Origin of the sequence: Propionispora sp. 2/2-37, assembly GCF_001298735.1 — a bacterium.
GTDB lineage: Bacteria > Bacillota > Negativicutes > Propionisporales > Propionisporaceae > Propionispora.
Map to the genome: position 1 here is coordinate 23,047 of NZ_CYSP01000020.1, position 24,455 is coordinate 47,501.

Annotated in this window: 31 protein-coding genes; all 31 read left to right on the plus strand. The window is 41.8% G+C overall.

Annotated features, from left to right (window positions below; all coding sequences use genetic code 11):
• Positions 1-6: 6 nt before the first annotated feature.
• The 31 genes from P22_RS17610 to P22_RS17755 all read left to right on the plus strand — a co-directional run bounded on the left by P22_RS17610 (position 7) and on the right by P22_RS17755 (position 24,443).
• Complete coding sequence (locus tag P22_RS17610) at positions 7-534, plus strand: SpoIIIAH-like family protein (RefSeq protein WP_054261546.1); 528 nt, start codon at positions 7-9, stop codon at positions 532-534.
• A gap of 325 nt (positions 535-859) precedes the next feature.
• Positions 860-1,138: a DUF4321 domain-containing protein gene (locus P22_RS17615; RefSeq protein ID WP_054261547.1), complete on the plus strand. Its 279-nt coding sequence runs from the start codon at positions 860-862 to the stop codon at positions 1,136-1,138.
• Positions 1,139-1,149: 11 nt separating this feature from the next.
• Positions 1,150-1,725: a Maf family protein gene (locus tag P22_RS17620; RefSeq protein ID WP_054261548.1), complete on the plus strand. Its 576-nt coding sequence runs from the start codon at positions 1,150-1,152 to the stop codon at positions 1,723-1,725.
• The gene (gene radC, locus P22_RS17625; RefSeq protein WP_054261549.1) at positions 1,722-2,429 is read left to right on the plus strand and encodes a RadC family protein; all 708 of its coding nucleotides are present in this window, start codon (positions 1,722-1,724) and stop codon (positions 2,427-2,429) included. The genes P22_RS17620 and radC overlap by 4 nt, the downstream gene beginning before the upstream one ends.
• 39 nt (positions 2,430-2,468) lie before the next feature.
• Complete coding sequence (locus tag P22_RS17630; protein WP_255351811.1) at positions 2,469-3,500, plus strand: rod shape-determining protein; 1,032 nt, start codon at positions 2,469-2,471, stop codon at positions 3,498-3,500.
• Between the two features lie 42 nt (positions 3,501-3,542).
• A complete protein-coding gene (mreC, locus tag P22_RS17635; RefSeq protein ID WP_235814705.1) occupies positions 3,543-4,457 on the plus strand; it encodes a rod shape-determining protein MreC in 915 nt (304 codons plus the stop codon).
• Positions 4,454-4,951 (plus strand): rod shape-determining protein MreD, encoded by a 498-nt coding sequence (mreD, locus tag P22_RS17640; protein WP_054261550.1) that lies wholly within the window; start codon positions 4,454-4,456, stop codon positions 4,949-4,951. Before mreC ends, mreD begins: the two co-directional genes overlap by 4 nt.
• Positions 4,952-5,042: 91 nt before the next feature.
• Positions 5,043-6,875 carry a penicillin-binding protein 2 gene (gene mrdA, locus P22_RS17645; protein WP_054261551.1) on the plus strand — a complete coding sequence of 611 codons (1,833 nt, stop codon included), beginning with the start codon at positions 5,043-5,045 and terminating at the stop codon, positions 6,873-6,875.
• A 106-nt stretch (positions 6,876-6,981) separates the two neighbouring features.
• A complete protein-coding gene (gene minC / locus P22_RS17650; protein WP_054261552.1) occupies positions 6,982-7,590 on the plus strand; it encodes a septum site-determining protein MinC in 609 nt (202 codons plus the stop codon).
• Positions 7,591-7,601: 11 nt separating this feature from the next.
• Positions 7,602-8,393, plus strand: coding sequence for a septum site-determining protein MinD (gene minD / locus P22_RS17655; protein ID WP_054261553.1), 792 nt, complete (start codon positions 7,602-7,604; stop codon positions 8,391-8,393).
• A 13-nt stretch (positions 8,394-8,406) separates the two neighbouring features.
• Positions 8,407-8,685 carry a cell division topological specificity factor MinE gene (gene minE, locus P22_RS17660; RefSeq protein WP_054261554.1) on the plus strand — a complete coding sequence of 93 codons (279 nt, stop codon included), beginning with the start codon at positions 8,407-8,409 and terminating at the stop codon, positions 8,683-8,685.
• 250 nt (positions 8,686-8,935) lie between these two features.
• Positions 8,936-10,042 (plus strand): rod shape-determining protein RodA, encoded by a 1,107-nt coding sequence (gene rodA, locus P22_RS17665; protein ID WP_054261555.1) that lies wholly within the window; start codon positions 8,936-8,938, stop codon positions 10,040-10,042.
• A 92-nt stretch (positions 10,043-10,134) separates the two neighbouring features.
• Complete coding sequence (locus P22_RS17670; RefSeq protein WP_054261556.1) at positions 10,135-10,842, plus strand: murein hydrolase activator EnvC family protein; 708 nt, start codon at positions 10,135-10,137, stop codon at positions 10,840-10,842.
• A gap of 5 nt (positions 10,843-10,847) precedes the next feature.
• The gene (locus P22_RS17675) at positions 10,848-11,723 is read left to right on the plus strand and encodes a M50 family metallopeptidase (protein ID WP_054261557.1); all 876 of its coding nucleotides are present in this window, start codon (positions 10,848-10,850) and stop codon (positions 11,721-11,723) included.
• A gap of 121 nt (positions 11,724-11,844) precedes the next feature.
• Positions 11,845-13,704, plus strand: a complete 1,860-nt coding sequence (locus P22_RS17680) for a TIGR03960 family B12-binding radical SAM protein (protein WP_054261558.1) — start codon at positions 11,845-11,847, stop codon at positions 13,702-13,704.
• Positions 13,697-14,395, plus strand: a complete 699-nt coding sequence (locus P22_RS17685; protein WP_054261559.1) for a TIGR03936 family radical SAM-associated protein — start codon at positions 13,697-13,699, stop codon at positions 14,393-14,395. The genes P22_RS17680 and P22_RS17685 overlap by 8 nt, the downstream gene beginning before the upstream one ends.
• Before the next feature lie 31 nt (positions 14,396-14,426).
• A complete protein-coding gene (locus tag P22_RS17690; protein ID WP_054261560.1) occupies positions 14,427-15,866 on the plus strand; it encodes an Rne/Rng family ribonuclease in 1,440 nt (479 codons plus the stop codon).
• A 152-nt stretch (positions 15,867-16,018) separates the two neighbouring features.
• Entirely contained in the window at positions 16,019-16,330 is a 312-nt protein-coding gene (rplU, locus tag P22_RS17695) for a 50S ribosomal protein L21 (RefSeq protein ID WP_054261561.1), read from the plus strand.
• A 3-nt stretch (positions 16,331-16,333) separates the two neighbouring features.
• Positions 16,334-16,642 carry a ribosomal-processing cysteine protease Prp gene (locus P22_RS17700; RefSeq protein WP_054261562.1) on the plus strand — a complete coding sequence of 103 codons (309 nt, stop codon included), beginning with the start codon at positions 16,334-16,336 and terminating at the stop codon, positions 16,640-16,642.
• An 18-nt stretch (positions 16,643-16,660) separates the two neighbouring features.
• Complete coding sequence (gene rpmA, locus P22_RS17705; protein ID WP_054261563.1) at positions 16,661-16,960, plus strand: 50S ribosomal protein L27; 300 nt, start codon at positions 16,661-16,663, stop codon at positions 16,958-16,960.
• A 172-nt stretch (positions 16,961-17,132) separates the two neighbouring features.
• Positions 17,133-17,375, plus strand: coding sequence for a Spo0B domain-containing protein (locus P22_RS17710; RefSeq protein ID WP_054261564.1), 243 nt, complete (start codon positions 17,133-17,135; stop codon positions 17,373-17,375).
• A gap of 58 nt (positions 17,376-17,433) precedes the next feature.
• The gene (obgE, locus tag P22_RS17715) at positions 17,434-18,705 is read left to right on the plus strand and encodes a GTPase ObgE (RefSeq protein ID WP_054261565.1); all 1,272 of its coding nucleotides are present in this window, start codon (positions 17,434-17,436) and stop codon (positions 18,703-18,705) included.
• Positions 18,706-18,715: 10 nt separating this feature from the next.
• Positions 18,716-19,018 (plus strand): ribosome assembly RNA-binding protein YhbY, encoded by a 303-nt coding sequence (gene yhbY / locus P22_RS17720; RefSeq protein ID WP_054261566.1) that lies wholly within the window; start codon positions 18,716-18,718, stop codon positions 19,016-19,018.
• A gap of 30 nt (positions 19,019-19,048) precedes the next feature.
• The gene (gene proB, locus P22_RS17725) at positions 19,049-20,176 is read left to right on the plus strand and encodes a glutamate 5-kinase (protein ID WP_054261567.1); all 1,128 of its coding nucleotides are present in this window, start codon (positions 19,049-19,051) and stop codon (positions 20,174-20,176) included.
• 33 nt (positions 20,177-20,209) lie between these two features.
• Positions 20,210-20,374: a hypothetical protein gene (locus P22_RS20960; protein ID WP_172675873.1), complete on the plus strand. Its 165-nt coding sequence runs from the start codon at positions 20,210-20,212 to the stop codon at positions 20,372-20,374.
• A 46-nt stretch (positions 20,375-20,420) separates the two neighbouring features.
• A complete protein-coding gene (gene nadD / locus P22_RS17730; RefSeq protein WP_054261568.1) occupies positions 20,421-21,035 on the plus strand; it encodes a nicotinate-nucleotide adenylyltransferase in 615 nt (204 codons plus the stop codon).
• Between the two features lie 112 nt (positions 21,036-21,147).
• Complete coding sequence (locus tag P22_RS17735) at positions 21,148-21,399, plus strand: RNA recognition motif domain-containing protein (RefSeq protein WP_054261569.1); 252 nt, start codon at positions 21,148-21,150, stop codon at positions 21,397-21,399.
• 107 nt (positions 21,400-21,506) lie between these two features.
• The gene (gene yqeK, locus P22_RS17740) at positions 21,507-22,088 is read left to right on the plus strand and encodes a bis(5'-nucleosyl)-tetraphosphatase (symmetrical) YqeK (protein WP_054261570.1); all 582 of its coding nucleotides are present in this window, start codon (positions 21,507-21,509) and stop codon (positions 22,086-22,088) included.
• A gap of 26 nt (positions 22,089-22,114) precedes the next feature.
• The gene (locus P22_RS17745) at positions 22,115-23,080 is read left to right on the plus strand and encodes an LCP family protein (protein WP_054261571.1); all 966 of its coding nucleotides are present in this window, start codon (positions 22,115-22,117) and stop codon (positions 23,078-23,080) included.
• A gap of 128 nt (positions 23,081-23,208) precedes the next feature.
• Positions 23,209-23,559 carry a ribosome silencing factor gene (gene rsfS, locus P22_RS17750; protein WP_054261572.1) on the plus strand — a complete coding sequence of 117 codons (351 nt, stop codon included), beginning with the start codon at positions 23,209-23,211 and terminating at the stop codon, positions 23,557-23,559.
• 11 nt (positions 23,560-23,570) lie between these two features.
• On the plus strand, positions 23,571-24,443 hold the full coding sequence (locus P22_RS17755; protein ID WP_054261573.1) for a CvfB family protein: 873 nt from the start codon (positions 23,571-23,573) through the stop codon (positions 24,441-24,443).
• The last annotated feature ends 12 nt before the right edge of the window (positions 24,444-24,455 follow it).

Consider the following 24,455-nt stretch of genomic DNA (forward strand, 5'->3'; position numbering starts at 1 on the left):
GAAAGCATGGTAGTGGCTTTAAAATCTTATAAAGTACTAATAGTAATTATTGCTGGCGTAGGTATTGGAATACTATTGAGCTGTATTACCTACTGGCCAAAGAACCATGAGGTAAGCAAGGCTGATCGTTCAAATTCAATGCAGGTTAATAAAGTAATATTCCCGGAAAGCGTAATGACTGCTTCCGGTTCTGATTTTTTTACAGAATATCGGATGGAAAGGGATAAACTTCGGAGCGAACGTTCCGAAGTACTGCAAGCCAGTATCAAAAATGCTAAAACAGATGAATCCATTCAACAGGCACAGGAAGCCGTTTTGAAGATCATTGTAGAGAAAGAACGTGAGGCGGAGATAGAAGGGTTAATCAAAGCGCATGGTTTTGCCGATGCATTAGTGTTTCTTTGGGAAAATTCAGCCAGTATCGTGGTGAAGACTTCTTCCTTAACACGCGAAGAAGTTGAAAATATAGCAAATATTGTAACCAGAGTATCCGGGGTTAAAACGGAAGATATTACAATCCGTGCCAAACCATAATAATAAAAGGGGCACACCGTATAGGTAAGGGATAGGAAATACGGTGTGTTTTATTATGATTACATAAAATCCTTAAAGTGAAGAATTGCATTCATATTCTTTTTGATGTACAATTATGTAACGGAAGATAGTTTTTGCATAGTTCGCACAGTATTTGAGCGTGACAAAGATACCGGGGATTCATAATTATCTTGCCAATCGGCTTAAATTTATTTTATGCCGGATTTCTAAAGAGGGTCCTTGTAAATACAAGGATTATTTTATTTATTGTCGAACTATATAACATTTGTACCGGGTATGTTGTGTTATGTTTGGAGGGAATGATGTGCGCAATACGAGTGCTAATCACAAAAGTTACGGAGTTTTAGCATTATTTTTAATTACTGGGGCTGTTTTAGGTGGAATATTGGGAGAACTTATAACTAATTCCTCAGTTATGACAGGAATTGCTCCTTATTTGACTAAAACTTTTTATATATTTGATTTACCTCCGGTAATAATAAACTTATATGTGATAAAGCTTGTGATTGGTTTTGCACTTAACCCCAACTTAATCAGCATCTTAGGAGTAATTGCGGCGATCATTATCTTCCGCCGGTTTTAGGAGAAACAATTATGAAAGTAGTTCTAGCATCATCATCGCCGAGAAGAAAGGAAATTTTACAGCAAATCGGGTGTAGTTTCACTGTTGTTGCCAGCCAGGTTGAAGAGGATAACCGGCTAGAAGTAGCTCCCTGTCAATTGGTTATTTTACATGCAAAATCTAAGGCTCTTGCTGCAAGGGATAAAGTGGATAGCGATACTGTGATTATCGGGGCAGATACTGTTGTGGTTTTTGCTGGCCAGGTTTTTGGCAAACCCTCCGGTGTTCAGGAAGCCAAACAAATGCTCATGGCTTTATCCGGCAGGCAGCATGAGGTCATAACCGGTGTGGCTGTTGTAAAATGTTCTACCGGCGAAATGTGGACAGACTATAGTGTTACGCAAGTTAAGTTTTCTGTGCTTTCGGAAAGTGAGATTGACTGTTATATTGCTAGCGGTGAACCCATGGATAAAGCCGGTGCATACGGAATACAAGGGCGGGGATCGCTTTTGGTTGAAAGTATCAACGGTTGTTATTTTAATGTAGTTGGGCTACCTGTTTCCAAGCTGTATGGAATTTTAAAAAAGGCTGGTGTTTTCCTGGTATGACAGGGGAATATAAGGACAAACCTTTGATGATAAAGGAATTGCCACAGGAAGAGCGACCACGGGAAAAGCTGTTGTCAAGAGGGCCACTGGCGTTAAGCAACGCAGAATTATTAGCTATTTTACTTAGAACCGGTTCAAAACAGGAGTCGGCAATGAGGATTGCTGAACGCTTACTTAAACAATATGAGACATTAGGCATAAGTGCTTTTTCAACATTATCCCCTCAAGAAATGAGCAAGATCAGAGGGATCGGGCTTGTTAAAGCGGTTACCATTGTGGCGGCTATTGAATTAGGTAAACGCCTTCATTCAGTAGCGGCAATGGAACGACCTATTATCCGTTCACCCCGTGAGGTAGCGGATTTGCTAATGCCCAGAATGCGGTATGAGACAAGAGAACACTTTGTGGTAGTATTGTTGTCCACCAAGCATCATGTTATAGCGACACCTATTATTTCTGTTGGAACTTTAAATGCATCCCTAGTACATCCGCGTGAGGTTTTCCGGGAAGCAATCAGTCATTCGGCTGCTTCGATTATTTTAGTGCATAACCATCCCAGTGGTGATCCTGCTCCCAGCCAGGAAGACATCCGTTTGACACAAAAGATGGTAGATGCCGGACGGCTTCTAGATATTTCTGTGCTTGACCATGTGATTATTGGTGACAGCAAGTATGTTAGCTTAAAAGAAAAGGGAATAATATAATTGATTGATTTTATTTGGGTTTTGAAAGGAGTAGTTTTTGTGAATTTATTTCGGTCATTATCGCGTGATATGGGAATAGATCTTGGTACGGCCAATACATTAGTGCATGTTAAAGGCAAGGGAATTGTGTTAAGAGAACCTTCCGTTGTGGCGATTCAGCGAGATACGGGAGAAGTTTTGGCGGTCGGTGAAGAAGCAAAACTGATGATTGGGCGTACTCCCGGAAATATTGTGGCCATTCGCCCGTTAAAAGATGGTGTTATTGCTGACTTTGATGTTACTCAGGCCATGCTTAAATATTTTATTCGCAAATCTATTGATACGAAGTCCTTCATCAGGCCGCGTGTTGTGGTGGGGGTTCCTTCCGGCGTGACAGAAGTGGAAAAACGGGCAGTAATTGATGCCACAATACAGGCAGGTGCCAGAGAGGCTTACTTAATTGAAGAACCTATGGCAGCTGCTATTGGAGCTGGGTTACCGGTACATGAACCTACCGGTAATATGGTTGTCGATATTGGCGGCGGGACAACAGAAGTAGCCGTTATTTCACTAGGCGGTATAGTTACCAGCCGTTCTATCCGTATAGGCGGAGACGAAATGGATGAGGCTATCGTTCAATATATTAAACGCACCTATAATCTAATGATTGGTGAACGTACTGCGGAGGAAGTTAAAGTGACAATCGGTGCCGCACTTATCCCTGAGGTAGATGAAAGTATGGACATTCGCGGCCGGGATTTGGTAACCGGGTTGCCGAAAACCTTGACGATCCGGGCCCGTGAAGTACAACAAGCCTTAAATGAGCCGGTATCCGGGATTATTGAAGCGGTAAAAGTTACGCTGGAGAAAACTCCTCCGGAATTGGCGTCGGATATTATGGACAGGGGAATTGTGATGACAGGAGGCGGTTCTCTGTTAAGAGGCCTTGACAGGCTGTTAAGCCGTGAAACTGGGATGCCAGTACACATTGCCGAAGATGCCCTGTCCTGCGTAGGTATTGGTACTGGTAAAGCTTTGGAGAGTATTGATCTTTTGAAAAGAGTCCTTATGTCTCCGAAGAAGCTCGGGTAATGCCAGGTACCGTATTGTATCGTAGCGTAGAAGGGAGCCAAAATGGTGCGCGGTTTTCATAAAAAGACGGTCATCTTGTTGGTGGCGGTAATCACCGTCTTTTTTCTGCTGATTTTTGCAGCTCAGGGGAAATATAAATTTCCCATTATGGAACAAATTACGGCAACGGTTTTAGCACCGCTAGAATACATGTTTAGTAAAGTCGGATATAGCGTGCGGCAAGCTGGTATGTTTTCCGGTGAATTGCTTACTGTATATCGCGACAATCAGACACTAAAAGCAGAAAATGAAAAATTAAAACAAGAGCAGATAAATACAACGGAGATTATGGCGGAAAACGCCAGATTGCATGCCCTGCTGGATTATAAAAAAGTCTCGCCGCAGTTTGATTTCATTATTGCAAGTGTTATTGCCCGTGATTTAAGTTCGTGGACGAATATCATCGTCATCAATCGGGGAAGTTCGGATGGAATCGCCAAAGATATGGCGGTCGTAACACCGCAGGGGTTGGTAGGTGATGTGGTAAGTGTCACTAATAATACGGCAAAAGTACAGTTGCTGCTTGATCCACGCAGTGCGGTGGGGGGGATGATTCAGCGTCCTGAGTCCAGGGTTACGGCAATAGTCGAAGGTTATGCGACCAATCCGCTGACACCTCGCATGGTTAATATTGCCCGCGATGCAGATATCATAAAGGGAGATAAGGTCATCACCTCCGGACTGGGCGGTATCTACCCTAAGGGATTGCTGGTTGGTGAGGTTACAGACGTGGTTAATGAAGATGGCGGCTTATTAAAATATGCTGTTTTAAAACCGGCAGTGGACTTTGACCGCTTAGAGGAAGTGCTTGTCATTGTCCGTTCGCGTGAGTCTGTGCCGCAGCTACCCTCCGTAAATCCACCCAATGCCGGTGGAACCTCTAATCAAGTAACTGCTCCGAAAGGAGCAGCGCCATGATCTTACTGATATGGACGGCTTTATTGCTGTTTGTTTTGGTTTTACAGATTACTATAGTTCCGTTAATTGCTATTAATGGGGTAGCACCGGATTTGCTGCTGATTTTAGTTGTCTCAACAGGATTATTATTAGGAAAAGAAAAGGGAGTGGGTATTGGATTCTTTTCCGGCTTACTTCAGGATTTAGCGGTGGGAAATTTGTTTGGAATCAACATTTTTTCTAAATTGGCAACAGGTTATGTGCTGGGGCTGGCTGAAAGGAAGGTATTTAAAGATCATCTCCTCTTACCGCTTTTGTCGATAGTAATAGCAACTGTTTTTAGCAGTCTTGTTTCCATAGCGATGTTATTATTGTTTTTGGATTATAAAATTAATCTTGTGGCAATAGTATTTAATTATATTCTTCCTTTGTTAGGGTATAATCTGGTTTTTTCCATTCCTATCCATCGAATTGTATCCCGTGTATTAACAATACAGCGGGAAATGAGATTTTAGGTGTTCGTTCTATGAATACCTAAAATTTTGTTATGTATACTGCAATGTGTGATTATATTGTTAGATTCTGTGAGAAAGAAGGCTGTTGCTTGTGCTTGCTAAGCGTTCCGGTTACAGGCTTGATATACTGGGAGTTCTTGTAATTTTGGTTTTTGTGGTACTGATTAGCCGTTTAGGATATCTGCAGGTGGCACAGGGACAATACTACGGGAATTTAGCGGATGGTAACCGTATCAGGCTTATTCCCATTATAGCTCCGCGTGGCATCTTTTATGACCGAAACGGAATTACTTTAGTGTCTAACCGTCCGGGTTTTACTGTATCTTTGCTGCCGCTTACTGGCCCGGTTCCGGATGAAGTTGTTAAAAAATTATCCGAAATTCTGAATATCAGTATGGTTGAGATTCAAACAAAGCTGCAGCAGCATTCCGGGAACTTTGAACCTGTACGGATTAAGACCGATATCGGGCAGGATATCGTTACTAAAATTGAAGAACGCCGAAATGAATTACCAGGTGTAGTTATTGAAATACAGCCAATACGGAATTATATCAACAATGAATTGGGTGCCCACATTTTTGGTTATGTTAGCGAAATTAACGATGTTGAATTAGAACAATTAAAAGCTGACGGATATAAGTCCGGCGATATAATAGGAAAATTCGGCCTGGAAAAGGTTTATGACCGGGAACTGCGAGGTATTGACGGCGGTGGACAGGTAGAAGTTGATGTAACGGGAAGACCAGTACAAGTTCTTGGTAAAAAAGAACCTGTGCCGGGAAACAATTTGGTGTTGACCCTTGATTCACGGATACAAAGAGCGGCTGAACAGGCTATTGATGAGCAATTAAAATATTTACAGACAAAGTCCGAATTTTCTAAAGCACGTGCCGCTTCAGCCGTGGTTATTAATCCAAAAAATGGTGAGATTTTAGCCATGGTCAGTCGGCCGGCATTTAATCCCAACTTTTTCGCTCGGGGAATATCCTCCAAAGAATGGAAGGAAATTAACGAAAATCCAAATCACCCAATGGATAATAAAGCGATTGCCGGTGAATATCCACCGGGGTCAACTTTTAAAATTATAACCGGTATTGCTGCCTTGGAACTTGGTAAAGTGACTCCGGAAGAAAAAATACTGGATACTGGTAAACACTGGATCATTCCTAAGGGAAATGCATCGGGGGAAGCGTTAGGCTGGATTAATTTTCAAGAAGCACTGGCTAAATCCGACAATGTTTATTTTTATGAGATGGGTAATCGGCTGGGAATTGATAATTTGGAAAAATATGCGAGAATGTTTGGCATGGGAGCGGCTACCGGTATTAATTTGCCGGGAGAATCGGAAGGATTGGTTGCTAACCGACGCTATAAGGAAAAAGTTTATGGAGAAGACTGGTATTTATCTGAAACTTTTGACGCCGCGATTGGTCAGGGCTTTCAGTTGGCTACGCCATTGCAAATGGCACAATTGATTGCTCAGATTGCCAACGGCGGGCACCGGTATAGACCTCATTTAGTCAACAAGATACTTTCTTCCGACGGTCAGGTTTTACAAAGTTTTGGTCCGGAAGAACTGGGGCAGGTGCAGGTTTCTGAACGCAATCTTTCCTTGGTGCGGCAGTCATTGCGTAACGTTGCTATGGAAGGGGGGACTGCAGCAGAGGCATTTGGTGATTTTCCCATTCCTATTGCCGGTAAAACAGGAACGGCTGAAAATTCCCATGGTGACGACCATGGCTGGTTTGTTGCTTATGCTCCCTTTGATGATCCGCGTGTGGCTGTTGTGGTTATCGTGGAACAGGGTGGATTTGGTTCTTCATCGGCAGTTCCCATAGCAAAAAAAATTATGGAAGCGGCTTTTAATATTAATCAAGTTCCGGCAGAAGCTCCGAGAGTTTTAAAAGCTAAGACAGCACTTTAAAAAGGATAAAGGAATTTATTATAATGGCAGGAAAATTTGCCAATTATCACGAAATATAATTTAATTAAGTAATATGTACTGTGTGGTAAAATTTAGGAGAATATTTATGCGGGAAGATGTAGTATTTAAGGGAAGTAAGACTGGACTGCATTTGTTGTTAAGCGAAACTGCCGATTTTAGTGAAGTTATGCACCAGCTTAAGGAAAAACTGGATTCAGCAGCGCAATTTTTTCGTAATGGTGCTATAGTGAATATTTCATCTGCCGCTCGTATACTTACCCCTGAACAGCAGGGAGAACTAACTGATCTATTTACCAAATACGGGCTTATGTGGACATTTGCGGGAGATATGTCGAATAATGCGGAGCAAGAGGAAAAAGAAACCATTCCGGAGAATATGGTTATTAAAAGAACTTTGCGGAGCGGGCAGGAAATCATATACAGCGGTTCTGTTGTTATTATGGGCGATGTAAACCCGGGAGCTCAGGTGATCGCGGGAGGCGATATCATTATTTATGGTACTTGCCGAGGTGTGGTACATGCCGGGGCTTACGGAAATGATCAGGCAACAATTACAGCAAATCGGCTCATGGCGGCTCAAATTAGGATTGCAGGACTTATTGCAAGATCTCCGGATTATCTTGAGTCTCCGGAATATGTAGAGACCGCTCGCGTAAAAGACGGTGCGGTAGTTATTGAACCAGCTAATCTCTAGGAGGTTTATTGATGGGAGAAGTAATTGTTATTACGTCGGGTAAAGGCGGTGTTGGTAAAACAACAACGACTGCAAATCTCGGAACAGGTTTTGCTTTATTGGGGAAAAAGGTCGTTTTAATTGATGCTGACATTGGTTTGAGAAATCTGGATGTGGTCATGGGGCTGGAAAATCGGATTGTATATGATCTGGTTGACGTTACCGAGGGAAATTGCCGTTTGAAACAGGCTTTGATCCGGGATAAGCGTTATGAAACGCTGTACCTCTTACCTGCCGCGCAGACTCGGGACAAAACGGCCGTCAGCCCGGAACAGATGCGTCAGTTGTCGCAGGAGTTGTCCCAAGAGTTTGATTACGTTATTATTGATTGCCCTGCCGGTATTGAGCAAGGCTTTAAAAATGCCATCGCCGGGGCCGACCGGGCTGTTATAGTTACTACTCCTGAGGTTTCAGCTGTCCGGGATGCCGATCGAATTATCGGTTTATTGGAGTCTGAAGGGAAGCACAATCCCAAGCTTGTTGTTAACCGCATCCGTCCACAGATGGTTAAAAAAGGCGATATGATGAATATTGATGATATCATTGAAATTTTAGCTGTTGATCTGTTAGGTATTATTCCGGAAGATGAATATATTGTCATCTCGACAAATCGGGGGGAGCCGGCAGTAGCTAATCCTATTTCCCTGGCAGGAACCGCGTACAACAATATTGTGCGCCGGCTTATGGGAGAAAACATTCCGTTAATGACGCTTGAAACAAATGAAGGATTTATAAAAAAACTCAAAAAGATATTTGGCTTTTGAGGAGGAGATTAAGATGTTTGAGCTGATTCAAAAATTGTTTGGCAAAGAGTCTTCCAGATCAAAAGATATCGCCAAAGAACGGCTGCGTCTTGTTCTGGTGCATGATCGTGCCAATGTTTCACCTCAGTTTATGGAAGTATTAAAAGATGATATGATTCGTGTGATTTCCAATTACATGGAAATCAATGAGGAGGATATGGAAGTCAGCCTTACGAATACAAATTCTTCGGTGGCGTTGGTGGCTAACATTCCTGTAAACCGTATGAAACGCAGCGCATGGGTCAACGAGTAAGGTACATGGGGCAAGGTAAAGCGCGAAGGCACTATACCTTGTTTTTTTTTCAGGAAACAGGTCTATCTAGCAAGCTGAATTCCTGTTTGATATTAGTACCGACAGGTATTCGTTACTTTCCGAGCTCTGTTATGCGCAACAATCATTCAACAAAAATAGACTTTGTAATATAGTTGCTGGACGGAAATAAAAAATGCGATTATAATAATAAAGAACATGGCTAAAATGCGGAAAGGTAAGTGTAGTATGAATGCTTAGTCGACGGCTTTTACGTAATCTAGATTTCATGGTTATTATAGTGACCGCTATTATTATTTTAATAAGCTTGCTTATTATTGGCAGCGCTACGCATATTAATTCTCCTAGTGAGGACCGTTATTGGTATGTGCAGCGACAAGGGATTTTCGCCCTGGTTAATGTTGTTATTGTATTTATCATGTTACATTTTGATTATAAATCGTTGGAACGATTCGGTCCTTTGCTTTATGGATTGAATTTAATTATACTGCTGGCAGTCATGTTTGTCGGACAATCTGCTCTGGGGGCACAACGCTGGATACAAATTGGTCCTATCAGTATTCAGCCGTCTGAGTTTTCGAAACTGATTCTGATTATTTCACTGGCCAGCCTGCTGGATAAAAAAACGGGCAAGCTTAATTCTTTTAAAGAAATTTTGCCTGTATTCTTTTATGTTGGAGTTCCGTTTTTATTAGTATTGAAGCAACCGGATTTGGGTACTTCACTGGTCTTTTTAGCCATCTTGTTTGGAATGCTTTTTGTTGCCGGCATCAGTACAAAATATCTTTTTATGATTTTTTCGGCTGGTGTGGCTATTCTACCGATATTCTGGCATTTTTTAAAAGATTATCAAAAAATGCGTCTTACGGTCTTTATTGATCCCAATGTAGATCCTCTTGGTTCAGGGTATCATATTATTCAGTCTAAAATTGCGATTGGTTCGGGGATGTTGTTTGGTAAAGGACTTTTTGAGGGAACACAAAGTCAGTTGAATTTTTTGCCGGAAAATCATACTGATTTTATTTTCGCTGTTATCGGTGAGGAATTAGGCTTTGTTGGAGCAGTAATTGTGTTACTGTTATATTTCATTTTGCTTTATCGCGGCATTAAAATTGCGGGGATGGCTAAAGATAATTTTGGAACGTTACTAGCCACCGGTATCGTTGCCATGCTGACTTTTCATATTCTGGTGAATGTAGGGATGACAGCAGGAATCATGCCGGTTACCGGGATACCGCTGCCATTGATGAGTTATGGGGTCAGTGCTTTGACTACAAATATGATAAGCCTTGGAATCCTTTTAAATATATACATGCGCAGGCAAAAAATCTTATTTTAGGAGGTACACATTTCTGATGTGTACCTTTTCGTTATATTCACCGGATTTTAGCATATATATGAATTAGAAGGTGCTTGTTCTGGGGGGAGTTTATGATTAGGCATTGGAATCGCTGGATAAACAGCCGGAATTTAGGGGAGGGCTGGTACTATAGTCAAGTCAATGAAACTAGTTATGGATGGCTCAAACAAATCATAATATCTACCCTGTTATTTACTATTGTCTATGGAATCCATTGCTCAGAAACCTTTATAGGAGAAAAAATAGATAATGAAATTACTTATCTGTTAACGACTGAAACCGATTTTAACTATATTGTAGACGAAATAGTACGTAAATTTCCCCGTGATATGGATGTGGCCGTGTTTAAAAAAATAACAAGCCCAGGCGTAAGTTCGGCAGAGCAACCCCTTCCTATGATTCAACCGGTGGAGGGGAAGATTCTCATTCCTTTCGGTTGGAAAAATGATAAGGGAAACCAAGCGAGTATACATCAAGGTATTGATATCGAAACTTTGGCGGGAACTACTGTGAAAGCTGCCGCGAATGGCACAATAAAACTTATCACTGACAGTAAAGTATATGGAAAGGTGATTATTATCGAACATAATCAAGATACGGACTCCTTATATGGCTATGTAGATGATGTTTTGGTAGCGCAAGGTGAACAAGTGAGTCAGGGCCAGGTCATAGCCAGGACGAGTGGCCCCAGAATGTATTTTGAAATTCGCGAACAGGGAAAAGCGGTTGATCCGCTAACTAAGGTTAAAGGCAGTTCTGCACCTGTGGAAAGGAAGTGAACTGAGTGCAGATTATCCGCCTTTTTGGTATAAAGCTAAAAGTAAACAATTGGTTTTTTGTTTTAACAGTACTGTTTGTGTTGTCAGGTTATTTGTATAAAATCCTGCTTGTATATGGTGCAGTGCTGTGGCATGAACTGGCTCATGCCATAACTGCTCGGGCAGCCGGATTAAAAGTACGGGAGGTTGAGTTGCTTCCTTTTGGCGGCGTAGCAAGAATTAGTTCCTTGAATGAGACCGGAATCAGAAAAGAATTTTTAATTTCGGCTGCGGGACCGTTGGCAAGCCTGGTTCTGGCGGCCGTTTCCTATATTGGTATGACTTATAGCAAGGACTGGCTGGAAGGCTGGCAATTTTTATATAAAGTCAACATAGTATTGGTACTTTTTAATTTGCTGCCGGCCTTACCGCTCGACGGTGGGCGGATCATGAGGGCTTGTTTGAACACAGTATTTGACTATAAAAAAGCAACCATGATAACTGTCAAGCTCAGCAGAGGTATTAGTTTGTTTTTGCTTATCTGGGTGTTATACACATACTGTTTTAGGAATGAAATCAATCTGACTTTTATTATCGGCGCAATTTTTATTTACATGGCTGCTAATGTGGAAATCGTTTTTGCCGGATTTCGGACAATGCGTATGTTAGCTAATAAAAAAGAACAGCTAAATTCCCGCGGTTTTTTACCGACTAATCATTTTACCGTTGCTGACAAAATGCTTGTTCAGGATGTAATCCGTTTATTTGTACCGGAGGCATATCATATTGTTTTAGTTATTGATCCTGAACGTATGACTTATTGTGGTACGCTTACCGAGACACAAATATGGGATCGCCTTACGGAAAAAGGTGTGAGTGTTTCCATTAGCCAATTTTTATGATGTTGGCAGGATTTTTTTTTTATACGTAGAACGTAGGGTTAAATGTGGTTTGATATTGGGAAAATACTAGGAGAGTCATTATCGTACGCCGCATAGTTGTAGTACATACCTGGAGGTAAGCATGATTAATATTAGTCAATCAATCCTAACACAAGTTGCCAAGCCTGCCCGTTATACCGGCAATGAACTAAATAGCGTAAAAAAGAACCATTCGCAGGTTGATGTCACCATAGCATTAGCATTGCCTGATGTATACGAAGTGGGAATGTCCAATCTTGGCCTGAAAATCTTATATCAGATTTTGAATGACCGCAGGGATACGGCGGCGGAGAGAGTCTATGCACCGTGGGTGGATATGGAAGAATTGATGAGAAAAAATAATATTCCACTATATTCATTAGAAACATTCACGCCTCTGGCTGATTTTGATCTGATTGGTTTTTCACTGCAATACGAGCTGAGTTATACCAATGTTTTAAATATGCTGGATTTAGCTAAGATACCTGTTTTATCCAAAGAGCGTAATGAAGACTATCCGCTTGTCGTTGGAGGCGGGCCTTGTGCTTTCAATGCGGAACCAGTTGCCGATTTCTTTGATCTCTTTGTGCTGGGGGAAGGCGAGGAAGTGATCGAGGAAATAGTGGATACCTATAAACTTTGGAAAAAATCCGGGAAAAAGGGCGGAAAATCAGCCTTTTTACAACAAGTAGCAACGGTTGGCGGAGTTTATGTCCCTTCATTATATGAGGTTTTTTATCAGCAGGATGGTACAATTGACAGTATAAGGCCGAAATATGAACAGGCAGCGCCGCATGTGGAGAAAAGGGTGGTACGTGATCTTGATGCGGCAACCTTTGTAACGAAACCGGTAGTACCCTTTCTAGATATTGTTCATGACCGGATCATGCTGGAACTATTTCGTGGCTGTACGCGTGGTTGCCGTTTTTGTCAGGCCGGTATTTTATATCGACCGGTACGGGAAAAAAAGCTGAAAACTTTAATCGCCTCGGCTCGACAGTTAGTTGATCATACCGGATACAATGAGATTTCCCTAACATCACTAAGCTCGGCAGATTATTCTTGTTTACATGAACTGGTTCGGGGCCTGATGGAAGAATTTAAGGATGAAAGTGTGAGTGTTTCCTTACCTTCGCTCAGAATTGATAGTTTTTCCATCCAATTGGCACAGGAAGTACAGCAAGTACGCAAAAGTGGACTAACCTTTGCTCCGGAAGCAGGAACTCAACGTATGCGTAATGTCATTAATAAGGGTGTTACGGAAAAAGATTTGGAAGAGGCCGTGACGGCAGCCTTTCGTGCTGGCTGGTCAACGGTTAAACTTTATTTTATGATCGGGTTGCCTACAGAAACGGAAGAGGATATCCGCGGCATTGCAGAACTGGCAAAACGGGTGGCAGCCTGGTATAAGGAGATAAAGGGGCGCCGAGGTGCAAGGGTAACGGTAAGTGTATCTTCCTTTGTTCCTAAACCGCATACTCCGTTTCAGTGGTATGGACAAAATAGTATTGCTGAAATAGAAGAGAAACAAGAGTTGCTTAGAAGCTTATTTAAGCAGAGCGGAGTTTCCTTTAGCTGGCATGATGCCAAAACGAGTTTTCTGGAAGGCGTGCTTTCACGAGGTGACCGCCGTTTGGGCAAAGTCATACTGCGGGCATGGCAACAAGGCGCTAAATTTGACGGTTGGTCAGAACATTTCAAATTCGACGTGTGGATGGATGCGTTTTCTAGGAAAAAGGTCGATCCTGGTTTTTACGCAAGGCGTGAACGTTCAGCTCATGAAATACTGCCATGGGAACATTTGCATTCCGGTGTTTTTAAAGAATTTTTACTTCAGGAATACAACCAGGCTATAGCCGAAGCCCATACAGCTGATTGTCGCCGTACTACCTGCAGTGCTTGTGGTGTCTGCCAGGAACTCGGCGTACAAGTTGTTGATTGGAAGGTGGCTTCCCATGCCTAAATTGCGACTTGAGATTACGAAGGACGAGGCTATCCGCTATATATCACATTTGGATTATGCCAGAACTTTAGAAAGGACGATTCGTCGTGCGAAGCTTCCGGTAGCTTATTCAGAGGGATTTAACCCACATATGAAATTGTCATTTGCTTCTGCATTAGCTGTAGGAATAACAAGCGATGCCGAGTATGTCGATATTGAGTTTACAGAAGCAGTTCAGCCTGAGACTATTGTTTTCCGGTTGTTGCAACGAGTACCGCAGGGAATCCGTATCCAAAAAGCTAAATCAATTCCGGAACGAGGGCAATCACTCATGGCGTCGGTCAATTTGGCTGCCTTTACGATTGATACCCCTTTATTGCCGGATAAATCAGCCGCTATGGCTTACCATAGTCTAGAAAGTTTTAATAGGGCTGAACAGATATTTTATACGAAGGAATCCCCAAAGGGCAGGCGAGTAATTGACGTTAAGCAATTTTTGTTGAAGAAATTAGAGATCGCTGTCACCGGCGGCCGAATAAAGGTAAAAGCAGATATTAAAATTACACCGATAGGGAGTATAAAGCCGAGCGATATTTTACAGGTTCTGGTGGAACAATTCACTTTTCCTGCCGATAAGAATGCCGCTCTTATCAACAGAGATGGTCTGTATATACTCGCCCAGCAGGGAAAATTGACCCCCTTAGATATATAAACTAAAGGGTTCTTGGAGGGAGGCCATTTTTATGACTAAGACCATTATTGCCAATATTGTTCCGGAAGAAACACGAATGGCACTTTTGGAAAATGGAGAGTTGATGGAGTTGTCGGTGGAACGGACGGAAAGTTCCAATATTGTCGGTAATATTTATTTGGGTAAAATAAAAAATGTCCTTCCTGGAATGCAAGCGGTGTTCGTGGATATCGGCAGAGATAAAAATGCTTTTTTATATACGGGAGACATCTTCCATGCTCATCTGTCACCGATGACAGATGAGGTATTGACGGAAGGACAGGACATCCTGATACAGATTATAAAAGACGCGATTGGGAATAAGGGGCCGCGCGCCACTACCCATTTGACCCTCCCTGGCCGCTATGTAGTTTTAATGCCTACCGTTGATTATATCGGCATCTCCCGGCGTATTGGCAGTGAAGAGGAACGTGAACGCTTAAAGCTGTTAGCCGAAAAGGTGAGGCCTGCTGGTATGGGGATCATTGTCAGAACAGTGGCGGAGGGAAAAACAGAAGAAGACTTGTCCAAAGATATCAAATATCTGAGTGATTTATGGAGCACTTTAGCTTCCCGGGCCAAAAGGTCGCGCGCGCCTATTTTGCTGTACCGTGATGTTAATTTAATTATCCGTATTGTACGCGATTATTTATCGGCAGATGTGGATCATTTTATCTTAGATAATCAAGATGCATATGACCGGGTGTGTGATTTGTTAACATTCAGCGGCCCGGAGCTAATACCTAAAGTCGTTCTTTATAAAGACAAGACTGATATTTTTTTCCACTATGGTTTAGATACCGCCCTGGAGAAAATTAGTCAACGAGTAGTATGGTTAAAATGTGGTGGTTATATTGTCATTGATAAAACCGAGGCACTCACCGTTATTGACGTAAATACCGGCAAGTTTGTAGGAAATACAAATTTATCTGAGACCGTTCTGAAGACGAATATTGAGGCTGCTGTAGAAATAGCCAGACAGTTGCGGTTGCGTGATATTGGCGGTATTATTATTATTGATTTTATTGATATGGATAAAGAGGAACATAAAAAGAGCATTTTAAATGCCTTGGAAGAACAGCTTAAAAGAGACCGGACAAAAAGCAATGTTCTAGGCCTTACAGCGTTAGGTTTAGTCGAAATGACTAGAAAAAAGGCAAGGCAAAATATTGAAAATCTACTATATGCTGATTGTCATTACTGTCAGGGACGGGGCAGAATACAATCGCCGGAAACCGTAGCGATCCGAATCTGCCGTGAACTGCGCAAACTTGCAGGTCGTCCCAGGGTACAGGGAAATTTGCTGATTCAGTCAAGTCCAAGAGTTGCGCAAGTACTAGAAAAACAAGTGGATTTGTTGAAACTAAGGCAGGGACTGGCGAGAAAACTTATCATTGAAAGTAATCCGGCAATGCACGATGAGGTTTTTTCCATTGTGTACCAAGATGATTAGCATTGTTGACAAAAGTCGCCATTTATGCTATTATTCTATGATGTAGGCGATTAGGCTTATGCCCCGACCGCACGGAGAGGTTACAAACATTGTCGTGTCATTGTAGGCAATGTACCAAATTCGGCGAGTAATGATGCAGGGAGGTGTAGTTCATGTACGCAATTATTAAAACTGGTGGTAAACAATACCGTGTTACCGAAGGTGACGTAGTGCTTATTGAAAAACTTGAAGCCGCTGAAGGCGATGTAGTAGAATTTGATAATGTGCTTACTTTAGTAAAAGAAGGCGAAGTTGTTATCGGCAAACCGCTAATTGAAGGCGCTAAAGTTACAGGTAAGGTTGTAGCTCAGGGGAAAGGTAAGAAGATTTTGGTCTTTAAATATAAAGCTAAATCGAATTACCGTAAACGCCAGGGACACCGTCAGCCGTTTACCAAAGTAGTTATCGAAAAGATTTACGCATAAGATATGATTACCATTAGTCCTATCGTGAATACAGACCGAATGATTGTCGGTTTCTCTGTCACAGGCCATGCTAATGCCGGTCCGCACGGACAGGATATTGTCTGTGCTGCGGTATCTGTGCTGGCTCATACGGCAGTATACGGATTGGAACGCCATCTCAAGCGGGAAATTAAGCTGGATATGGCTGAGGGTAATATGGTGTTTGAACTTATGGATCCACCAGATGAATTAACCAGTGTGGTTTTAGAAACGACGCTGTTGGGTTTTAAGGAGATAGCCAGTAATTATCGTAAATTTGTGCAAATTTTATAATACGGGGGGTGAGTTGTAATGTTTAAGCTCAATTCGCTTAATTTGCAATTGTTTGCTCACAAAAAAGGTGTGGGCAGTTCACGTAACGGACGCGACAGCGAATCCAAACGTCTTGGCGTCAAACGTCATGCCGGTGAGGTAGTAACTGCAGGCAGTATCTTAGTTCGCCAAAGAGGTACTCATTTTCATCCGGGACATAATGTTGGTATTGGTAAAGACGATACACTGTATGCAAAAATTGCCGGTCGTGTAGCATTTGAACGTAAAGGCCGTGATGACAGGCAAGTTAGCATTTATACTGTAGAAGAGGCTATCTAAATACATTCACCTGCGGAAATCCCGCAGGTGTTCTTTCATTTAAATTATATTTAAGGATAATAGAAACTTGAACAGATTTTGACAGGTAAAAATTGTTTTTGAATGGTTGTACTCAATGACAGAATCAGATGCTAACTACTATGATAGTAAGTTAAAAGGGAGGATTGAGCATGTGGCTGATGAACCCTTAAATAGTCAGATTTGTGAAGAATTAGTCCGATTATTGCGAATACAGCGTCACGATTTTATAAATCATATACAAGTCATTCATGCCATGCTTCAGTTGGGACGATCGGAAAAAGCTATTCAATATATTGAGGATTTAGCAAAAGATCCTTCTTTACTGTCAGATGCTCTAAGCCAGCATGTAAAAAAGGCGGAATGTAAGGAGAAGAACAATCCGGTTAAGTTTTAATTAAAATGTACATATTACATAAAGACTTATTGCAAAAAAGACTTAGAGGAGATTATTAATGTTTATTGACCGAGCCAAAATTACGCTAAAAGCTGGTGACGGTGGAAACGGGATGTCCAGTTTTCGCCGTGAAAAATTTGTTCCAAAGGGTGGCCCCAGCGGTGGTGACGGCGGGCGCGGCGGTGATGTAATTTTTGTCGTGGATTCCAATGTAAATACGTTAATTGATTTTCGCTATAAACGTAAATTTGTTGCAGAAAACGGAGTGCATGGGCAGACCAAGAATATGCATGGACGGAATGCAGAGCCTCTATTGATTAAAGTTCCTCCGGGAACCCTTGTAAAAGATGAGTTGACCGAAGAGATCATAGCGGATTTAACTATTGAAGGGCAACAGGCGGTTATTGCACGCGGCGGCCGTGGTGGTCGTGGCAATGCCCGTTTTGTAAGCAGTGTACACAGAGCACCTACCTTTGCTGAAAAGGGTGAGCCGGGTGAAAGCCGTTCTGTTTTTTTAGAACTTAAACTATTAGCTGATGTCGGACTGGTTGGGTATCCAAGTGTGGGCAAATCAAGCATAATTTCAAAAGTATCGGCTGCTAAGCCGGAAATTGCCGCTTATCACTTTACGACACTAACTCCTGTGCTGGGAGTCGTCAGCCTGGAACAGGGGAAAAGTTTTGTTCTGGCCGACATCCCTGGTCTAATAGAAGGCGCGCATGAGGGGGTGGGATTAGGTCATGACTTTTTGCGGCATATTGAACGGACAAAAGTGATTATTCATGTTCTTGATATATCAGGTACGGAGGGTCGCGATCCACTGGAGGATTATCAGGCAATAAATAAAGAACTGGTACTCTATAATGAACGTCTTGCTAAACGTCCCCAAATTATTGCAGCGAATAAAATGGACTTGCCGGAAGCGCAGGAGAACTATGAAAAAGTTCGGGCGTATATGAAACAAGAAGGCCGTGAAATATTTCCTGTTTCTGCGGCTACCGGAGAAGGCTTGGAAAAATTAATGTGGCGGGCCCTGCAGTTATTATCTGCATATATCGAAGAACCGGAACATGACCGGGAAGGAAAAGTTTATGAGGCTAAACCGGAAGATGCCTTTACAATCAGCCGTGATGATGACGGAACTTTTATTATTCATGGGAAAGATATAGAAAAAGTTGTGGCTATGATTAATTTTGACAATGACGAGGGTGTACGGCGTTTTCAATTAGTTTGGAGGAAAATGGGTATTGAAGAAGCTTTGAAAGAGCGTGGTATTCAGGAGGGCGATACTGTTCGTATTCGTGATATGGAGTTTGAATTCAAACTATAGGAGGGCAAACGTGTCGGAAAGTACTTTGACGGGAAAACAAAAACGTTATCTGCGGTCGCTAGGCAGTACACTGGATCCCGTGGTTCAGATTGGTAAAGCAGGGATGATCGAGGCAGTGGCTGCCAGTGCCCGGGATGCGCTGGCAGCTCGCGAACTGATTAAAGTTCGTGTTTTGCAAAATAGTCCGGAGGAACCACAATCAGCCTTGATGGCTTTGGCGGATTGTGTTCAGGCTGAGTTAGTACAAGTTATTGGCCGTAACGGACTTTTATATAAAAGAAACCCTGAAAAGAAAAAAATAGAATTGCCTTAATTCTTATTATTAGCTAAGGTGTGGGGAGATATGTTTACCAGGAGCAACCTGACTGATGCAAAAAGGCTGGTCGTTAAAATAGGAACCAGCACGTTGACGCATGAAACGGGGAAAATGAATTTTTTCCGTATTGAAAAATTGGTTCGTGAATTATCTGACTTAGCAAATCAGGGAAAGGAAATCATTTTAGTGACATCCGGTGCCGTAAGTGCTGGCATGGAACGTTTAGGTATCAAGGAAAGACCAAGAACTATCCCCGAAAAACAAGCGGTAGCAGCCATTGGACAGGGCATATTGATGCACACTTATGAAAAGCTTTTTGGAGAATACGGACAAATTGTTGCTCAAGTGCTGTTGACAAGGGAAGATTCCGTAAAGCGAACGCGGTATACCAACTCACGCAATACTTTGTTAACCTTATTAGCTATGGGTGTCATACCCATTATCAACGAAAATGATGCCGTAGCGATTGATGAACTGAAAATTGGTGATAACGACACGCTTTCAGCGATGGTTGCCAGTATTGTGGATGCCGATATCCTGATAATTCTGTCCGATATTGAAGGCGTATTTACTGATAATCCCCAGAAAAATCCCAATGCACAGCTTATTCAAGAAATTACTGATATTACTCCTCAAATTGAAGCATTGTCAGATGAGCCTGGTACGTTACGAGGGACAGGCGGTATGTATACCAAAATCCAGGCGGGAAAAATCGCGACTAATTCGGGAGTTACCATGATTATCGCCTCCGGGGCACGAGACGGTGTATTGCGGGAAATTTTAAGCGGTGCTAAGGTTGGTACTATTTTTATATCGAAGGAAAACCGTTTACAGATTCGTAAACGTTGGTTGGCGTTTGGTGCGCGCATTTACGGCAGTGTTATGGTTGATCAAGGCTGTGAACAAGCCTTACTGTCCGAGGGATCGAGCCTGCTGGCTGCAGGGATTATTCAGGTTGATGGCGAGTTTGGGCAAGGTAAAACCATTTCCATTGTGACTCCATTGGGACGGGAAATTGCCCGTGGTTTGGTAAATTATAATGCAAAAGAAATCCGCAGAATTATGGGTAAGCATACTAACGAAATTGCTGCCATATTAGGTTCTAAACCGTACGATGAAGTTATACACCGGGATAACATGGCCTTGCTGGTATAAATGCTGTAAGCTGTAAATAAGAGGTGGAATTTGATGGGATATGTTCATTCCCTGCTAAGATATCTAAAAACTTCTAAGGGAAAGCATGATATGATTGATTATCTCCGGGCTATGATTATTATCGTTGCCACGATGGTTGTGTTACGTAATGCCATAGACATTGCTGCTAATTGGGTTCGGTATTTTTTATTTAGATGAGTTTTATTTTAAATATACACTTTTTTATTAATTTAGGAGATGGCTCATGTCAGATAAACAAAGAATTGGCATAATGGGAGGAACATTTGACCCAATCCATATCGGGCATCTTGTTACGGCCGAAGCTGTGCGTAGAGAATATCAGTTGGAAAAAGTCCTGTTTATACCAGCTGCTGATCCGCCGCACAAACAAAATTTACCGGTAACCCTCCCTATGCACAGATACATCATGACGATATTGGCCACATATTCTAATATTCACTTTGCAGTATCCAGGATTGAATTGGACCGAAAGGGCCCTTCCTACACCATTGATACAATTACAGAATTGAAAAAGCAATATGGCCTTCAGACCGAACTGTTTTTTATAACAGGTACAGATGCCATTTTAGAACTTGCTACGTGGAAAAATGTCGATCTTCTTTTAGAAAATTGTCATTTCATTGCGGCTACCCGTCCCGGATGTGGTGGAACATTAGATTCTGTAATAGAATATTTTGGTGAGCAGGGACGTGGACATATTCATCTTTTGGCAACACCGGAACTGGATATTTCCTCTACAGACATCCGCGAAAGAGTAAAGCAGGGCAGGTCTATAAAATATATCGTTCCGGAAAATGTAGAAAATTATATAGCAAAAGAAGGTTTATACCGTACTTAATTTTAAAACTAACATACACTGTACCAAATAAAGGCAGGCATAAATACCATGAATTCGTAAATAATGTTAAAGCAGTAGTTTAAGAATTCATGGAAAGAGAGGTGATCCCTAGATGGCAAAAACTCTCTACGTTGGTAACCTACCGTGGTCTACTACAGATACAAGTCTGGCAGACGCTTTTCGGGAATATGGTATAGTCATATCCAGCAGGATTATTACGGATAAAGAGACAGGCCGTTCCCGAGGTTTTGGTTTTGTGGAAGTAGAAGATGCTGATGCCGAAAAAATGATTTCCGCAATGAACGGTACTGATTTAGGCGGCCGTCAAATTGTTGTTAATGAAGCTAAGCCGCGACAGGGATAAGAAAAAAAATAGCAAGAAAAAGATGCCTCCGGAAAAGGAGGCTTTTTGTCTGTTTATGGAAGGATATCTAAAAAAATCGGAGAATTTTATCATACTAGGTGATGAACTTGCAATACACTGATCTAGTTAAAAAATTAAAAAATAAATTATCGGAAAAACGTTTCCTGCATTCGGTTGCGGTAAGTAAGGCGGCTGTTGAACTGGCACAGCTATACGGAGCGGATACAGTAAAAGCACAGATAGCAGGCTTACTGCATGATTACGCTAAAGAAATACCCAATAACCTCCTATTGCATCAGGCTCTTACCTTTGGTATAGTGATGGATGATATTGAACGTCACGAACCTGTACTCTTACATGCTAAAGTAGGAGCGGTGCTAGTTGCTGTGGAGTGCCAGATGTATGATCCAGAGATTACTCAAGCTATTCGTTTGCATACAACGGGTGGCAAGAATATGTCTTTGTTGGACAAGATTATATTTTTAGCTGACTTTATTGAACCGAGCCGTTCCTTTACAGGTGTTGAAGACCTTAGAAAACTTACAGCTGTTGATATTGACAGGGCTATGCTGTTTGCGTACAATCATACGCTGAAGCATATCGTCGATAAGAATGCATTGCTCCATCCCGATACAATTGCCGGACGCAATAGTTTGCTGATAGAAAGACCAAATCTCTGCTACAAGTAATAGTTGCTTTTTTGGGGGAAGGAAAAATGAGTAGAAAAAGACGACGTATACGTTGGAAACGGGTCATCCTGTTGCTTATGGTGCTATTGTTCCTGTTTACAGTTTTAACTAGTGCGGCAATATTTGCTTATCATAATGTGTTCCAGGAAAAAATGGCTGTGAATGCCAATGCTCCGGCTGAGTCAACTAAAAAGCTTCCTGAACGGGTTAATATTCTGCTGCTTGGTTTGGATGATGTTGATCCGGAAATGGCAAACGGGGCACGACGCTCAGATGCAATGCTTGTTGCCAGTATCAATCCGGAAGACGGCGGAGTGAATTTGATCTCTATTCCGCGTGATACAAAAGTGACCATTCCCGGACGTAAAGGTTATGATAAAATCACTCATGCTTATTATTATGGTGGTGTTGAACTGGCTAAACGAACAGTTGAAGACGTGTTGGATATTCCGATTGATCACTATGTAGCTGTGGATTGGAAAGCTTTTATTAATGTTATAGATATCTTAGGCGGTGTTGATCTATACGTTGAAAATGATATGGATTATGAAGATCCGTATGCCAATTTGTCCATACACTTGCAAAAGGGATATCAGCATTTAGATGGAGAAAAAGCCGGTGAATATGTAAGGTTCCGTCATGACGAACTTGGTGATATTGGGCGCGTACAGCGGCAACAACGCTTTCTGAAGGCGCTTAGCGGAGAGGTTTTTCAATTGGAAACCATACTGAAATTTCCTTCCATTGTTAATACAATTAATCAATATGTGAATACGGATATGACGGCATTTACCATGCTAAAGGTAGCTAACAGTTTAAAAAGTTTCAAGACGGATAATGTTTACACTGAAATGATTCCAGGCGATTTTGCCACTATAAATGATATAAGTTACTGGATATATGATAAGGAGCAAACCAAACAAGTAGTGCAAAAATTATTTTATAATAATACAACAAAAACGAATGAAGTTTCTAAAAAAATACAAAAATAAATGAATGTTGGAAAGCCTGCAGTGATTACTGCGGGCTTTTTGCAGGAAAGCTATATAATAACAAGAATATAATACAGCGATATGGAAAATAATTAATGAATGATGCATTGAATAACAAGGAGGCCTATATGACCAAAATAAGTTCATACTTACCCGAGCTAGTGGCTGAGGCTGCAAGTGACAAAAAGGCAAGAGATATTTTAATTCTTGATGTTGATGGAATTTCCAGTGTTACTGATTTTTTTATTATTTGTAGCGCTAATTCTTCAATACAAGTAAAAGCTATTGCCGACAATATAGAGGAGAAGCTTGCTAAGCATGGTTTCCATTCATTGAGCAGAGAGGGTTACCGTGAAGGGCGCTGGATTCTGTTAGATTATGGTGCCTGTGTTGCACATATCTTTATTGAGGAAGATCGTGTCTTTTACAATTTGGAACAACTTTGGGGCGATGCAGAAGTACATTCGTTTAAAGGATAAGGAGGAGAGCAATGAAGAGTATACATAGTTCTCTTAAACCTGGGAATGTTGTCTCACTAAGGGTGGTTCGTATGAATGAACTGGGAGCATTTTTAGACGCAGGAACGGGCAATACGTCAGATGATATTCTGTTGCATAAAGCACAGCAAATGCGAGAGATAAACATTAACGAGCAAGTGGAAGTATATCTTTATCTTGATCCCAAAGGACGGCTAACAGCCAGCATGCGGTTGCCACAAATGCGGGAAGGGCAGGTAGCTAGAGTGGTGGTCATTAATACAACCCGGGATGGTGCTTTTGTTAATATTGGTGCCGAACGTGGCGTTTTTCTCCCTTTTTCAGAAATGCACGGTAAAGTGCGTAAAGGCGACAAAATATGGGTAAAGCTGTACCGAGATAAAAGCGATCGTATGGCTGTTACTATGGATGTTGCAGAAGAATTGCAAAAAGCCTCTAAGCCTGCAGTTGAAGTCAAAGTCGGGGATTTTCTTAATGGTGTAGTTTATAATCAAACTGAGGAAGGTATTTTTTTATTTACACAAGAAAGATATATAGCTTTTTTACATACCAGCGAAACTACAAGAAATTTACGTATAGGTGACGAAGTTATAGTTCGTGTTACCTACATCCGTGAGGATGGTCGTCTTAATGTCTCTATGCGGCCGGTAAAGCAAGAGGCACAGAAATTGGATGCTCAGGCTATTTGGGATCTTTTAGATTCATGCGATGGAAAGATTCCCTATACGGATGATACCCCTGCCGAAGTGATCAAAGAAAAATTTGGGATCAGCAAATCCGCCTTTAAGAGAGCTATGGGCAGTTTACTAAAAGCACAAAGAATCGAGCAAAAAGACGGATGGACCTATAAGAAAAATCCTATTTAACAAGTTGCGATT

Bases quoted from the DNA above. Each gene is read 5' to 3' on its own strand.
- P22_RS17610 (WP_054261546.1), top strand. From the start codon at position 7: ATGGTAGTGGCTTTAAAATCTTATAAAGTACTAATAGTAATTATTGCT.
- P22_RS17620 (WP_054261548.1), top strand. From the start codon at position 1,150: ATGAAAGTAGTTCTAGCATCATCATCGCCGAGAAGAAAGGAAATTTTA.
- radC (WP_054261549.1), top strand. From the start codon at position 1,722: ATGACAGGGGAATATAAGGACAAACCTTTGATGATAAAGGAATTGCCA.
- mreC (WP_235814705.1), top strand. From the start codon at position 3,543: ATGGTGCGCGGTTTTCATAAAAAGACGGTCATCTTGTTGGTGGCGGTA.
- mreD (WP_054261550.1), top strand. From the start codon at position 4,454: ATGATCTTACTGATATGGACGGCTTTATTGCTGTTTGTTTTGGTTTTA.
- minC (WP_054261552.1), top strand. From the start codon at position 6,982: ATGCGGGAAGATGTAGTATTTAAGGGAAGTAAGACTGGACTGCATTTG.
- minD (WP_054261553.1), top strand. From the start codon at position 7,602: ATGGGAGAAGTAATTGTTATTACGTCGGGTAAAGGCGGTGTTGGTAAA.
- minE (WP_054261554.1), top strand. From the start codon at position 8,407: ATGTTTGAGCTGATTCAAAAATTGTTTGGCAAAGAGTCTTCCAGATCA.
- rodA (WP_054261555.1), top strand. From the start codon at position 8,936: ATGCTTAGTCGACGGCTTTTACGTAATCTAGATTTCATGGTTATTATA.
- P22_RS17670 (WP_054261556.1), top strand. From the start codon at position 10,135: ATGATTAGGCATTGGAATCGCTGGATAAACAGCCGGAATTTAGGGGAG.
- P22_RS17680 (WP_054261558.1), top strand. From the start codon at position 11,845: ATGATTAATATTAGTCAATCAATCCTAACACAAGTTGCCAAGCCTGCC.
- P22_RS17685 (WP_054261559.1), top strand. From the start codon at position 13,697: ATGCCTAAATTGCGACTTGAGATTACGAAGGACGAGGCTATCCGCTAT.
- P22_RS17690 (WP_054261560.1), top strand. From the start codon at position 14,427: ATGACTAAGACCATTATTGCCAATATTGTTCCGGAAGAAACACGAATG.
- rplU (WP_054261561.1), top strand. From the start codon at position 16,019: ATGTACGCAATTATTAAAACTGGTGGTAAACAATACCGTGTTACCGAA.
- P22_RS17700 (WP_054261562.1), top strand. From the start codon at position 16,334: ATGATTACCATTAGTCCTATCGTGAATACAGACCGAATGATTGTCGGT.
- rpmA (WP_054261563.1), top strand. From the start codon at position 16,661: ATGTTTAAGCTCAATTCGCTTAATTTGCAATTGTTTGCTCACAAAAAA.
- obgE (WP_054261565.1), top strand. From the start codon at position 17,434: ATGTTTATTGACCGAGCCAAAATTACGCTAAAAGCTGGTGACGGTGGA.
- proB (WP_054261567.1), top strand. From the start codon at position 19,049: ATGTTTACCAGGAGCAACCTGACTGATGCAAAAAGGCTGGTCGTTAAA.
- P22_RS20960 (WP_172675873.1), top strand. From the start codon at position 20,210: ATGGGATATGTTCATTCCCTGCTAAGATATCTAAAAACTTCTAAGGGA.
- nadD (WP_054261568.1), top strand. From the start codon at position 20,421: ATGTCAGATAAACAAAGAATTGGCATAATGGGAGGAACATTTGACCCA.
- P22_RS17735 (WP_054261569.1), top strand. From the start codon at position 21,148: ATGGCAAAAACTCTCTACGTTGGTAACCTACCGTGGTCTACTACAGAT.
- P22_RS17745 (WP_054261571.1), top strand. From the start codon at position 22,115: ATGAGTAGAAAAAGACGACGTATACGTTGGAAACGGGTCATCCTGTTG.
- rsfS (WP_054261572.1), top strand. From the start codon at position 23,209: ATGACCAAAATAAGTTCATACTTACCCGAGCTAGTGGCTGAGGCTGCA.
- P22_RS17755 (WP_054261573.1), top strand. From the start codon at position 23,571: ATGAAGAGTATACATAGTTCTCTTAAACCTGGGAATGTTGTCTCACTA.